The sequence below is a fragment of the Hymenobacter setariae genome, assembly GCF_007713685.1.
Taxonomy (GTDB): domain Bacteria; phylum Bacteroidota; class Bacteroidia; order Cytophagales; family Hymenobacteraceae; genus Hymenobacter; species Hymenobacter setariae.
In genome coordinates this window covers 982,705-995,763 of sequence record NZ_VMRJ01000001.1, presented here as the reverse complement: position 1 = coordinate 995,763, position 13,059 = coordinate 982,705, and the positions used below count along the sequence as shown (strand labels likewise).

Below are 13,059 nucleotides of genomic sequence, written 5' to 3'. Positions count from 1 at the left end.
CAATGCTCGTAGGGAGAGGCGAGTAGTACTACTCAAGCAAAAGAGGGCTCAGCTTAGTAGCCGAACCCTCTTTCTAAAAATCACAGTTACTCTTAAAGTATCAAGCGGTAACCTAGTGCGATTCGCTGGTTTCGATGCCGAGCAGCGTGAGGCGCACCGGGCGTGCTGTCACTTTATGCTTCGTTACTGCGCTCAGGTTGTCGAGCTGCACCTGGTGCACCTCGCCCAGCGCGGGCACGGCGATGTAGGCAAACCGCTCCGAGGCCTCTAGCACGGGCTTGTACACATCGGCAGCGGGAGTGGCGGGAATGACGGTGCCCTGCTGCTTCAAGGAGTTAGTGGCCAAGTCATAGACTCGTAGTTGGCCGCCAAGCGTCAGTACCAGTAGCTGCTTGCCGGCGTAGTCGAGCTTGCACTGAATGGCGTCGGTGCCGTCGTAGATGGGCGTCATGCTATTTGCCGCCAAGTCGATGAGGTAAGCGCCCTTAGTGGCCGAGTAGCCGATGAATTTCTTAGCGCCCTCAGCATATAAAATGGTGCCTAGGCGGTTGGCACCGAGGCTGGCGGGATTAGCAATGAGGCGCTGCTGACCCGACTTGTTGACTACTAGCACGCTGCCGCTGGTGTTAGCTGTGGTGGTCCAGGCGCCGAATACAGCGTTTTCGCCATCGCTGGCATTGCCGTGGAGGCTGCCAGTTTGCAGGGTGGCGGCGTGTACCAGGCCGCCAGTTGAGTTGATGATGCGCACGCCGGTGGGCGCGGTGCTGCCGGGCTGGGTTTCGGTTACGGCGTAGGTGTCGTTGCTGAAGTGGGCCATGGCCCCGTGGTGAGCCGCTAGGCCAGCATTGATAACCCGAAACTTAGCGCCCGGCGTGTGGAAGTCGTCTTCGTCTGCCACGCTCAGCGTGCCATCACCATCGTTGAAAATTAGCGTCTCTTCATCATGGCTCTTGAAGTGCGTCGGCTTGGGGCTCGTAGCCGAGATGGCGGCCCACTTGGCCGTGCCCTTCACATCGGCGTGGCCATCGTGCGATTCCAGACCGGTGTCAAACATCTCCACTAGGTTCTGGCTCTGGTACAGCACGGCGGCGTAACGGCCCGAGGCCGTGGGGTAGAGCGTGGCCAGCGGATACTTGGCGCTAAACGAAGCAGTGCTGCCGTCGAAAGGCGTGAGTTGAGTGAGGGTACTGGCCTGCTCGTCGGCCACCAGCAGGCGCACAAAACGGTACTCCTTGCCCGCGTCAGGGTCAACCGGGGTTACGTCGTCGTTGTCCTTGTTGCAAGCCGCAAGCGATAAACCCGCCGCGATAGTCAGCGCCAGCCGAGCCGATGAAAAGAGGTGCTTCATGGTAGAAAAGGGAAGAAATGAAATGAGGTTTTCGTGAATTTTTTTGCAAACCTAAGCAAGCGCGTCCTACTTTTGAAACGTGGTTGCAATAAAAAAATATCATTTACTCTTTCGGCTTCACCCCTTGTCCTGTGCTGGGATAGGAGCAATGCTCAGCTTACTAAGCGTGTTCAGCCTGCCCCTGACGGCCACGGCGCAGACTTGCCAGCTGCACGTGGCGGGCGTGGTAACCGACGAGGCCGGCCAGGTACTGCCCGCCGCCACCGTGCGTCTAGAAGGCACTTCCATTAGCACAATGGCCGATAACAATGGTCATTATTACTTAGCTGGACTATGTTCCGGTGCCTACCATCTGGTAGTGACCTACTTAGGCTTCGAGCCCGCTACACATTCTCTGACTCTAGCAGCTAGTACAGAGCTGCCCGTGGTACTGCGTCCATTAGAGGGTACCCTAGGTGAGGTGACGGCTACCGGTCAGCGAGCTTATGATACGCCATTAATGCAACAAAGTAGCGTTGAGCTGCATGAGCTGGCGCTCACACGGGGGCAGACGCTGGCCGAGGCCTTGCAACGCGTGCCAGGTCTGCGTACCATCCAAACGGGACCTAGTATCGTCAAGCCCGTCATTCATGGCATGCACTCCAACCGGGTGCTGATTTATAATGCCGGCGTGCGTCAGGAGGGGCAGCAGTGGGGCAGCGAGCATGCCCCCGAGGTAGACCCCTTCGTGGCCAGCCGCCTCACGGTGGTGAAGGGCGCGGCCAGCGTCATGTACGGCTCCGATGCTGTGGGCGGCGTTATCCTGGTCGAGCCCGATGCCCTCGACTACCGGCCCGGCCTGCGGGGCCGCATCGAGTCGGTGCTGATGAGTAACAACGGCCTTGGGGCGCTGTCAGCCACGGCCGAAGGGGCCCGGCCCCAGGGCCTGCTTGGCTACCGGGTGCAGCTGAGCACGCGGCAGGCGGCTAATGCCCGCGTGCCCGGCTATCATCTGAAAAACACGGGCTTTCAGGAATACAACGGCTCGGCCACGTTGGGCTTTGCTAAGAATGCCTTTGCGGCCGAGCTATACGCCAGCACCTTCAACTCGCAGCTAGGCATTTTTGAGGGCGCGCACATCGGCAACACTACCGACTTGCTGGCCGCTATTGCGCGCTCCGAGCCACTGGTGAAGGGAGATTTTTCGTACGCCATCGGGCGGCCCTACCAGCTTATCGGCCACCACCTGGTGCGGGCCGCCGCGCACTACGAGCTACCTAGGCTGGGCAAGCTGCACCTGCGCTACAGCTACCAGCGCAACAACCGCGAGGAGTATGACTTGGTGCGCCAGGCCTACGAGCACGAGTACCAGCTGCGCTTCAACCTCACCACCCAGGCCCTGGATGCTTACCTCGACCACCGCCCCCTAGGTGGCCTGCGGGGCAAGGTGGGCGTGAGCGCGCAGCACCAGCAGAACTACTACGATGGCCGCTACCTCATCCCGTTTTTCACCAATCGCAGCCTGGGCGCCTTCGCTACCGAGCGCTGGAGCCGCGGGCACCTAGAGCTAGAGGCCGGCGCCCGCTACGATGCCCGGCACATGCAGGCCCGATTGCGCGAAGTGCCCACCGACCAGCGCAGCCCCGAAATCCGGCCCCAGTTCAGCTACGGGCAGCTTACGGGCACGGTGGGCGCGGCTTACCAGCTGTCGGCTGGCTGGCGCCTGAGCGCGGGCGCGGCCCGGGGCTGGCGGCCGCCGTCCATCAACGAGCTGTTTTCGCAGGGCGTGCACCACGGCAGCGCCCGCTTCGAGCAGGGCGACCGCAACCTGCGCGAAGAATCCACTTTGAACCTCTACGGCGGGGTGACCAAAAAGAGCGAGCGGCTGAGCGGCGAGCTGAATGTGTACCACAATCGCCTCAACAATTACATCTACCTGCGCCCCGGCACCGAGGCCGTGCTCACGGTGCGGGGCGCGTTTTTGGCCTACCACTACGTTCAGGTCGATGCCGCGCTCTACGGCACCGACGCCACGGCCAGTTACCGCGTGGCCGACTGGCTCACGGCCACGGCCAGCTACTCGGCGGTGCGGGCCTACAACCGCGAGACCGGCCGGCACCTAGAGTTGATTCCGGCCGACCGCACGGCTGCGGCTGTGCGCCTGACCTTGCCCACCTGGCGCGGCCTAGCCGACAATACCCTGAGTCTACGCGTGGAGCACACCGCCCGCCAGTGGCGCGTGCGCGACGACCAGGACTTCGCCCCGCCGCCCGCTGCCTATACCCTCTGCCACCTCGACGCCAGCACCGAGGCTCACCTGCTGGGCCGCCCCGTGGCCTTGAGTTTGAGCGTGTACAACCTCTTCAACACCACTTACCGCGACTACCTCAACGCCTTCCGCTACTTCGCCCCCGAGGTAGGCCGCAATGTGGCCCTGCGCCTCACAGTACCCTTTGGCCAGTCGCCGGCCGCTTCCTCTACCCCTTAAGCCTTTGATAATATGATTTTTGCTTTCTCCCGCCCCGCGTCCTTGTTGGCCCCCGTTGTACTCGCCCTAGGTCTGCTGGGCAGCTGCTCGAAGGACGAAACGCCCCTGCCCGCTGTGCGCGAAAACGAGTTAATAACCTCGCTGCGCCTCAAGTTCGTGAACCAGGCCAGCCCCACCGACGTGCGCCTCGCCACCTGGAAAGACCTGGATGGCCAGGGCGGCAACCCGCCCGTTATCGACGCCATTACGTTGCCAGCCAACGCCGTGTACACGCTCACAGTTGATGCTGTGCTCAATGAGACCTCGACCACGAGCGAAGACGTGACGCCCGAAATCGTGCGCGAGGCTACCAATCACTTGTTCGTGTACAAGCCCACGGGTGCGCCGCTCACGGTAGTGGTCACTGACAAAGACAGCCAGGGCCTGCCTTTTGGCTTGCAGGCGCGGGCCACTACGGCGGGCGCGGGCAACGGCAGTCTGCGCGTGATACTGCGCCACCAAGTGGGTACCAAGGATGGCACCGAAACGCCCGGCAGCACCGACTTCGATACAACCTTCCCGGTCACCATCCGCTAGGAGCCGTAGGTCAGTCAATGCCTACCCTGAACGAAACTAGCTTTTCGGGAAACCCGCTCACAACTGTAAAGTGGTGCGCCAAGTACTTGTTGTAGGCTGTGGCAGCGCTTGAGGCGTATGAATAAGCAGCGCAATAAATTGTTCCTGCCAGGTAGACCGTGCTGGTCATCGCCAGCTATAGCGTGAGCGGAGTATTAGGAATGATGGCTGCTTTTTAAACGCCTTCCTAGGTAGGCGTTTCTATTTTACTTGAGTGATTAACTAATGATTGCTAGATTTTATCACGCGACGGCGCTCGCGGGGTTGATATGCTTAGGTTTTACAAACGTGTCAGCACAGAATATCTTAGACCTACCTCCTGTCCGTCCGTGGTCTGGTAAAAGCGAGCAGTTGCTTGTCAAAGCAGGCGATAAGTGGATTACGCCGGCCGAGGCGGCTGACTTCAAGACTACACCGCGCTATGCCGAGGTCAAAGCTTGGCTGCAAAAGCTCGCGGCCGCCTCGCCCCTGATGACCCTGCATAGCTTCGGCCGCACGGGCGAGGGGCGTGAGTTGCTGTACGTGCGTGCCAGCAAGGGCGGTGCCCCCAAGCCAGTTGTATTGGTGCAAGCGGGAATTCATGCGGGCGAAATCGACGGCAAGGATGCCGGGCTGATGCTGCTGCGCGATATTGCCCTGCGTGGCAAGGACAACTTGCTCGACCGCGTGGACCTCGTGTTTGTGCCAATTTATAATATTGATGGCCACGAGCAGCTGAGTGTGTGGAACTTCCCGCACCTGCGCGGCCCCCTTGAGAAGGGGCGTGATGCAAACGCGCGTAACATCAATCTGAACCGCGACTATGCCAAAGCGGACGCGCCCGAAACGCGAGCCATGATTGGCCTGTTGCGCGAGCTCGACCCACTGCTTTATATCGATTGCCACGTCAGTGAAGGCTTCGACATGCAATACGACGTGACTTTCACATACGCGGGCTGGGGCACCTACGCGCGCCACCGGGCCACAGCCAACTGGTTGCAAGGGCGCTTCGGCCCGGCCGTAACGCAGGCCCTGACCAAGGCGGGGCATACGCCCACGATTTATCCCAGCCCCATCGACACCCGCGACCCGGCTAAGGGCATCCGCTACAGCCCCGAGGGGCCCCGCTACTCCACCGGCTACGGCGATTTTATCAGCGTGCCGACCGTGCTGGTTGAGAACCACATGCTCAAGCCGTATCGCCAGCGCGTGCTCGGCACCTATGTGCTGCTGGAAGCCGCGCTAAAGATTGCCGCGACTGATGCCACCCGAATCGCCGCGGCCAAGGCAACAGACCGGGCGAGCCGGCCCACCGAATTGCTCACCCGCTGGATGCCCGCCCCGCAGCCGATAGGCTGGGTCGAGCAGTTCAAGGGCATCGCCTTCGACACGTATTTGTCGCCAGCCTCGGGGCGGCTAGAGCAGCGCTGGCTTGGCCAGCCGATTACTTTTTGCATGCCCATTATTGGGCAGCAACCGACCGAGTCAGTGCGGCTACCCAAAGCCTGGTGGGTGCCCGCCGCCCAAGCAGAGGTGCTCGACCGGCTACGCCTCCACGGCATCACGTTTGAGACAACAGCCACGCCGCGCACCTTGCGGCTCGACCAAGTACGACTCGTAGAGTCTAAGCTTTTACAGCCTAGCGAAGGGCGCGTGCCGCTGGCAGCCACCTTCGTGCATGAGCTGGGCGAGCAAACCCTGCCAGCGGGCAGCGTACGCGTACCCACCAACCAGCCCAACGGGCTGCTAGCGGCCGCATTGCTGGAGCCGGAAAGCCAGGATTCGTTTCTGGCCTGGGGGTTTTTCCCCGAAATGCTGGCCCCCGTACCCAGCACCGACGCCTTTGTGCTCGCCGCGCTGGGCGAGCGCCTGCTGGCAACCGACCCGGCGGTAAAAGCTGCATTTGAGGCCAAGCTGCGTGCCGAACCGGCCTTCGCCGCCGACCCGGATGCGCGGCTGGCTTGGCTCTATGCGCACGCTGGGCCTGGCCACCCTTATCACTTGCAGTATCCGATTATGCGCGAGTTGAATTAAGGACGTGCTAGGTGGCTATATTAAGTAAAAACAGCACAGGGCAGGTAGCATCTATCTCCTGATTTGCTGCCCAGCCCTAGTGCGTAGCTGGCAGCTTTAGTGATGCCCCTTGGTGTGCAGGCCTTGCTCAGCGCCTGAAGCTGGTGGCACTGCGTTTGAGGGTCCTATTCGTAGAGGTCAGTCAAATTGGCCACCACTTCTGTCGGCTCCGTTCATCACCTAGGAACTCAGCTGGGAGCATGCTAGCCAGCTCCTAGGTGATGAACGGGACCGGTCTGGTTGACTTGAGACCCTAGGTGTCGGCCGCCGCTACGAGCGGTCAGGTGCCCGGAAAATAGGTCGTTTTCAAGTATTCCCGCAGCGAAGTTGGCTTGCGGCCTAGCAGTCGCTCCACCGTATCGTGCGTGCCAGCCAGCATGCCGTGTTGGGTGGCGGCACCCCATTGGGCGAAGAAGTTGGCGACGGGTTCGGGGAAGCCAGCGGCTACTGTCTGCGCGATGTAAGGCGCCAGCTCGCTGCTGTGGTACGTGATGGGTCGGCCCGCTAGCGCAGAGAGCTCCCGGGCGATGTCGTGAAACGAATAGGCTTCGCTCCCGGTCAGAGTATACTCTTGGTTTTCATGCCCCTCGCTGGTCAGCAGGGCGGCTGTGGCGGCGGCCAGTTCGGTCCGCTTGATAAAGGCTATCTTGCCTTCTCCCGCCGGGAAGCGTATCTCTGTCTCCGGTACCTCGCTGCCAATTAGATACCGCAGGCCTTCGAAATAATAGCCGTTTTTGAGAATGGTGTACACCAGCCCAGACGCTTTGAGGTAGGCCTCGGTGGCTAGGTCACTTTCTGTCACCTCCGTCATTACAAAGTCGGAGCTGCGCTGGATGCTAGTATAGAACAGGTGCTTCACTCCGGCTTCCTTAGCGGCGTCGATGACGTTGCGGTGCTGACTCACCCGGTCGGTAAAGGCCACGGCAGAAACTAATAGCACCTTCTCAATGCCTTGAAAGGCTTGCACCAGCGCGGGGTAGTCGAAGTAGTCAGCTTGCCGCACATCGACGCCCCGCTGCACGAGGTCGGTGGCTTTGCTGGCATCGCGCACCAGGGCAGCAATTTCTGCGGCCGGGGTGGTTGTAAGCAAGCAGTCGATGGTTGCGTGGCCTAGGCCACCGGTGGCTCCAGTTACTAAAATCATGGTTAAACAGAAATAAAGACCACTGCTGCGTGGTCGGCAAAAGGGCTGTTTAGTGACGGCTATGGTTCTGAAGGGTGCCAGCAGGCAGTTTGGCTCCCGGTGCTAGCGCAAGCGAAAGCCGCGTATATTTGCTTGCGAATTGCAAGTGCAAATGTATAATAATTTACTTGCAAAAAGCAAGTAAAAATAAATTTTCTTTTATGAAGGAGCTAAAACAGCGTTCTACCTGCCCCGTTAGCACATCGCTCGACGTGCTGGGAGACAAATGGACCCTTCTCATTCTGCGGGACATGGTGTTCGCGGGCAAGTCCACCTATGGGCAATTCCTGCAGTCAGCGGAAAAAATGGCGACCAATATTCTAGCCGACCGTTTGGCGGTTCTGGAGGAGCAGGGCCTCTTAACCAAGGCAGTGGCTGCCGACAAAAAATCGAAGTTCACCTATCGCCTGACGGAAAAAGGCCTGGATACTGTCCCGATTATCGTCGAGCTCGTGCTGTGGGGCGCCAAACATTGCCCCACCATTGCGGACCCTAGCTTAATGGCTGAACTGCAGAGCGGAAAAAGCGCGGCCGTAGAAAAATACCAGCAGCTCGCCCGCGAAAAGGCGCTGGCGTAAGTAAGCGATGTGTGTGGTGCGCAAACACAGCAGTGGGCGCTACTCACCGAGCAATTGGGCCAGGCGCTGCTCTAGAGCGGCTCCGCGCAGGTTTTGCCCCACTATGTGGCCGGTGGGGTCAAGCAAGAAATTCTGTGGTAGGGCTACGATATGATAGCGCTCGGCGGCGGCATTGTCCCAGCCTTTCAGGTCTGATACCTGCTGCCATGTGAGGCCATCGGCCTGCACAGCTTTAAGCCAGGCGGCGCGGTTGTGGTCGAGCGATACGCTCAGGATGGTGAATTTCTTGCCTTTGTAGCGGTGGTAGGCCTGAACCAGAACCGGGTTTTCGGCTCGGCAGGGCGGGCACCAGGAGGCCCAGAAATCGAGCAGCACGTATTGCCCACGCAAGGCCGAAAGCCGCACTACTTTGCCTTGTGGGTCGGCCTGCCGGAAGTCGGGCGCGAGGGGTTGCCCGGCCCGAATGGCTACCGACGCGCCGGGCAAGTGGCCGGGGCTGGGAACTGTGCTACTAGTGGGGCCCGCCACCAGCAGCAAAGCGGTAGCGTAGGCGACGAAAGGAGCTGTCATACATTATTTAGGTCGGGGTGATGCGCTAGTTATTTAGCTCTTAGTACACTGAAGGCCAAGAATTAAGCGGAGACAGTTAACTCATTCATAGCATCAGCTTATAGCCAATGCCGCGCACGTTCACGATTTGTACCTGGGCGTCGGCGCGGAGGTAGCGGCGCAGGCGCGTGATGTACACGTCGAGGCTGCGGCCGTTGAAAAAGGTATTGTCGCCCCACAAGGCCTGTAGCACCTCGGCGCGCGCTAGCACTTGGTTGCGCTGCTGGTAGAGGTGCTGGAGCACCTCGGCCTCGCGGTTCGTGAGGGTTTGGGCATGGCCCTGGCGCAGCAGGCGTTGGTGGGGGTAGTCGAATTGGTACTGGCCGATGGCTACCAGCGCGGGTGGGGTAGGGGTGGCCACCGCTAGCAGGCGAGCATTGATGCGGGCTACTAACTCTTCGATGCTAAAGGGCTTGCGCACGTAGTCGCTGCCGCCCAGCTCGAAGCCGCGCACCACATCGGCGGTTTGCCCGCGGGCAGTGAGAAAGATAATGGGCACCGTGGCGTGCGCGTGGCGCACCTGCTCAGCCAAGGAAAAGCCGTCGAGCACGGGCATCATCACATCAACCACGAGCAGGTCGGGGTCGTGCTGCCGAAACAGGTCGAGGCCAGCCTGGCCATCGGCCGCGTGCAGCACCGTAAAGCCGCGCGACTCTAGGTTGTCTTTTACAATGAGGGCAAGCGAAAGCTCATCTTCTACTAATAGAATGGTTGGCATCTAAGCAATTATCAAGGAGCAATTAGTAATAAGCAGACGGTGGCTTCTTGGCCCCCTAGGGGGCCTGCCTGGTACTCAGGCATGCGGCAGCCAGAGTGTGAACGTGCTGCCCCGGCCCGACTCGCTGCGCACGGCGATGCGCCCGCCATGACGCTCTACCACCTGGCGCACGTAGTACAGCCCCAGTCCGAAGCCCTTGACGGTGTGTAGATTGCCGGTGGGCACCCGGAAAAAGCGGTCGAACACTGCCGCTTGGTAGCCGCTGGCAATGCCGATGCCATTGTCTTGCACCGTGAGCTGCCAGCCGCTCGCCGTGCGGCTGCTGCGCAGAGCAATGGTGACGTGCCCTTTTGAATATTTAATAGCGTTATCAATCAAATTATTGATGACGCCATCTAGGTGCAGGCGGTCGGCCTGCACTACGTCGGCCGGTGCCACGTCTACCTCAAAGTGCACGTGCTTACTGCCTTGTAGCTGGTGGCGGTGCACGGCTGCCTGCACCAGCTCGGCTGGGTGCACCGGCTCGGGGTGCAGCACCAGCGCCTGCTGCTCTTTGCTCGCGATACTCAACACCTTATCTACTAGGTCGGAGAGGCGGCGCAGCTCGGTGTGCGAGATGCGAAAATACGTGCGCACTTTCTCGGGGTCAGCCTGCAAGCCGAAGCGCTCCAGCGTCTCGACGGCCGCCGATACGGTGGTCAGTGGCGTTTTCAGCTCGTGCGTCATGTTGTTGATAAAGTCGTTCTTGGCCTCGGCCAGCTTGCGCTGGGCCACCAGGGTGTGCCGCACCAGCCCAAAGCAACCGCTCGTGAGCAGCAGCAGCAGCACTGAGCCGCCCAGCAAGCCCCCTAGGCGCTGCCACAAATAGTGCGTGGGTGGCGGCAGGTGGGCGCGCACGTACATTTCCTTTTTGGGACTGAGCAAGACGGGCGGCGTCGGCCGCGGAAACCGGGCTAACTGGCTTCGCAGCGCTGGGGCTGGCCTAGGTGCCGCATCGGTGCCGCGAATAGAAAAGGTATCGAGCACGGCCGCCGAATCGACTCCGTATTGGTGTAGTTTCCAGCGATAAGCATGGGTAAGGGCGGCTAATTTGAGGCGCTCGCCGCGGCTCCAGTCGTCAATAACGATGTGGGCGTATTGGCCGGCCGGTGCCGCGATGGCCCGTGAAGCGCCTTTGGGTACCACGGTTACTTTGGCGGCCGTCACTTCGCGCCGAACGCCTACCCGAGTGCTGCTGGTGCCAGATAAAACTAGCTTCACACCCGGTGCCCGCAAGGCCTCAACCCCGGCAATCAGCTGCTGCTGCACTGCGGCTACCAGCGCCTGGTGAGCGGCGCGGTCGAGCTGCGCCGTGGTGAGCTTATAAGTGCTGTAAAGCCAGTACGCCTGAAAGCCATTGATGCCCAGCACGCAGGCGGCGAGCAGCCACGTGATAAGGCGAATACGGTGTTGCATGGAAGTAGCCAAAAGCCAGGGCGAAAGTACTGCTGGCTTGGTCGGCTGGTGGGCGTTTAACACTATTTAACGTTAATTAACAGGGGTTTACAATGCGCGGTGGTTGCTTTGTGCTTCGTAATCACTTCCCTTTGGTGCCCTTGTGTATAGTTAAGTTTCTGAGTGCTTTAGCGGCGCTGCTACCCCTGTCTGCCGCTGTTGTGGCGGCGCCCGGGCCCTTCGTAGTGCGCGGCTACCTGCCCGCCACCCAGGCCCACAAAGCCTACCTTAATTACCACCACGGCGCAACCTACGTAGTCGATTCTGCGGTGGTCATCAAGGGGCACTTTCAGTTTAAAGGGGTAGTGGCCGACCCACAGCAAGCCAGCCTATTGCTGCCCCCGCCCGGCACCCCCTACACCCACATGCTGGCGGAAGACGTGGCAACTATTTACCTAGAGAAAGGTGCCATCACCGTCACGGGCCCTGGCCAGCCGATGCAAGCCGTAGCCACCGGTACGCCCCTCAACCACGAGCACACCGTCCTCACTGCCCAAACCGCGCCGCTCCAAGCTCAGCTAGCGGCTTTGTACGCAGCACGGCGCCGCCAGCCAGCCGCTGACACTGCCCTAGCACGCCAAACCGATGCGCAGGAAGCCCGACTAAACCAGCAGCTCCAAGGGGTGTACGCGGCCTACCTCCGGGCACACCCTGCCAACCCCTACAGCCTTTACGCGCTGGCCGAATACGAAGCATATCAGCCCGATGTCGCTGCCTCCGCGGCTCTTTTTCAGGCGTTGGCCCTTAGCGTGCGCACCTCGCCCCAGGGGCAGCTGATGCAGCAGCAGTTGGCGCGCCTCCAGCGCACGGCCCTTGGGGCGCAGGCCCCCGATTTCGGCTTGCCCGACCCCAGTGGCAAGCTCGTGAAGCTCTCGGACCTGCGCGGCCAGTACGTGCTGGTCGATTTTTGGGCTTCGTGGTGCAAGCCCTGCCGGGCCGAAAACCCGACTGTGGCCAAAGCCTACGCCACTTACCAGCACCAAAATTTCACGGTCATCAGCATCTCGCTCGATAATCAGTCGGCGCGGGCCGCATGGCTCAAAGCCATTCAGGACGACGGCCTGACTTGGACCCAGGTGTCGGACCTGCACGGCTTCAACACCGAGGTAGCGCAGCAGTACGCCATCAGCGCCATCCCCCAAAATTTTCTGCTCGACCCGCAGGGCCGCATTGTGGCCAAGAATCTGCGCGGTGACGCGCTATCGCAAAAGCTAGCGCAAGTACTCTCTGCCAATTAAAGCAGGGTTGCGGGAAAAGTATAATGCTCATTTCGAGTGATTCATAAAATAGGGCCGCGGCATTGGAGCGCCCTAGGGTGCCTGCTTCCGCGTCGGAGCGGCCTAGGGGCTCCGGCGACCTAATGGCTGCTTTCCACTATGGGTTTTGACCCTGTAAAAGCTCCGGCTAGCAATGGCGGGAGTTCATTTTCCACTTTTTTCTTTATTCATGCATCCTCTTGCATTGCAAATTCCGCCTACCGAAGGCGTGCGTAAAGTAGGCCCGGGCCAAGGCGAGCACTTCGACATCGCCGATTCGCGTTTCACTTGGAAAGCCAAGGCCGCCGACACTGGCTACGCCTTTGCTATTTATGAACTGCCGCTTGACCCCGGCAAGGGCGTGCCGCTGCACGCTCACCCCTACGCCGAGGTATTCTATATTCTCGACGGGCGCGTTGATTTCATGCGCCTCGCCGATGGCCAGCAGGAGTGGGTGAGCTGCGAGCGCGGCGACACGCTCATTGTGCCGCCCAATGCCTTCCACGGCTTCGCCAACCGCACCAACCAGCCCGCGCGGCTGCTTAGCACGGCCAACCAGCTGCACCAGGCTTTCTTCGATGAGGCCGCTCGCCCGGCCGTGGCCACCGACCCGCTACCCGCCAGTCCGCCCGACATGGGCGAGTTGCAGCGTGCCCTAGGCCTCGCGCCCAAGTACAATATGTTTTTCGCGCCGCCGCCAAGTGTAGAGGAGGTTGATAACTAAATTGATTAATAGTAA

11 protein-coding genes are annotated in these 13,059 nt (G+C 60.5%); 6 read left to right on the top strand and 5 right to left on the bottom strand.

Going from position 1 to position 13,059, the window contains the following annotated elements; all coding sequences use genetic code 11:
• Positions 1-112: 112 nt before the first annotated feature.
• Entirely contained in the window at positions 113-1,348 is a 1,236-nt protein-coding gene (locus FNT36_RS04185; protein WP_144844655.1) for a hypothetical protein, read from the bottom strand.
• 166 nt (positions 1,349-1,514) lie between these two features.
• Between FNT36_RS04185 and FNT36_RS04180 the strand changes: the two genes are divergently transcribed.
• The 3 genes from FNT36_RS04180 (at position 1,515) to FNT36_RS04170 (ending at position 6,443) form a co-directional block, all read left to right on the top strand.
• Positions 1,515-3,815: a TonB-dependent receptor gene (locus FNT36_RS04180; RefSeq protein ID WP_233635671.1), complete on the top strand. Its 2,301-nt coding sequence runs from the start codon at positions 1,515-1,517 to the stop codon at positions 3,813-3,815.
• 12 nt (positions 3,816-3,827) lie between these two features.
• Complete coding sequence (locus FNT36_RS04175; protein ID WP_144844651.1) at positions 3,828-4,391, top strand: hypothetical protein; 564 nt, start codon at positions 3,828-3,830, stop codon at positions 4,389-4,391.
• A gap of 327 nt (positions 4,392-4,718) precedes the next feature.
• Positions 4,719-6,443: a M14 family metallopeptidase gene (locus FNT36_RS04170; protein WP_233635670.1), complete on the top strand. Its 1,725-nt coding sequence runs from the start codon at positions 4,719-4,721 to the stop codon at positions 6,441-6,443.
• Positions 6,444-6,762: 319 nt separating this feature from the next.
• Here FNT36_RS04170 and FNT36_RS04165 read toward each other — a convergent pair whose 3' ends face one another.
• Positions 6,763-7,626: an SDR family oxidoreductase gene (locus tag FNT36_RS04165; protein ID WP_144844647.1), complete on the bottom strand. Its 864-nt coding sequence runs from the start codon at positions 7,624-7,626 to the stop codon at positions 6,763-6,765.
• Positions 7,627-7,826: 200 nt separating this feature from the next.
• Here FNT36_RS04165 and FNT36_RS04160 point away from each other — a divergent pair, with 200 nt between their 5' ends.
• Complete coding sequence (locus tag FNT36_RS04160) at positions 7,827-8,243, top strand: winged helix-turn-helix transcriptional regulator (RefSeq protein WP_144844645.1); 417 nt, start codon at positions 7,827-7,829, stop codon at positions 8,241-8,243.
• Positions 8,244-8,282: 39 nt separating this feature from the next.
• Here the strand turns inward: FNT36_RS04160 and FNT36_RS04155 are convergent, their stop codons facing one another.
• The 3 genes from FNT36_RS04155 to FNT36_RS04145 all read right to left on the bottom strand — a co-directional run bounded on the left by FNT36_RS04155 (position 8,283) and on the right by FNT36_RS04145 (position 11,025).
• On the bottom strand, positions 8,283-8,813 hold the full coding sequence (locus tag FNT36_RS04155) for a TlpA family protein disulfide reductase (RefSeq protein ID WP_144844643.1): 531 nt from the start codon (positions 8,811-8,813) through the stop codon (positions 8,283-8,285).
• Between the two features lie 85 nt (positions 8,814-8,898).
• Positions 8,899-9,570 carry a response regulator transcription factor gene (locus tag FNT36_RS04150; protein ID WP_144844641.1) on the bottom strand — a complete coding sequence of 224 codons (672 nt, stop codon included), beginning with the start codon at positions 9,568-9,570 and terminating at the stop codon, positions 8,899-8,901.
• Positions 9,571-9,645: 75 nt separating this feature from the next.
• Positions 9,646-11,025, bottom strand: a complete 1,380-nt coding sequence (locus FNT36_RS04145) for a sensor histidine kinase (protein ID WP_144844640.1) — start codon at positions 11,023-11,025, stop codon at positions 9,646-9,648.
• 200 nt (positions 11,026-11,225) lie between these two features.
• On the opposite strand from FNT36_RS04145, the gene FNT36_RS04140 reads away from it, so the two are divergent.
• Together FNT36_RS04140 and FNT36_RS04135 are read left to right on the top strand one after the other, a co-directional pair.
• On the top strand, positions 11,226-12,302 hold the full coding sequence (locus tag FNT36_RS04140) for a TlpA disulfide reductase family protein (RefSeq protein WP_233635669.1): 1,077 nt from the start codon (positions 11,226-11,228) through the stop codon (positions 12,300-12,302).
• A gap of 208 nt (positions 12,303-12,510) precedes the next feature.
• Entirely contained in the window at positions 12,511-13,044 is a 534-nt protein-coding gene (locus FNT36_RS04135) for a cupin domain-containing protein (protein WP_233635668.1), read from the top strand.
• The last annotated feature ends 15 nt before the right edge of the window (positions 13,045-13,059 follow it).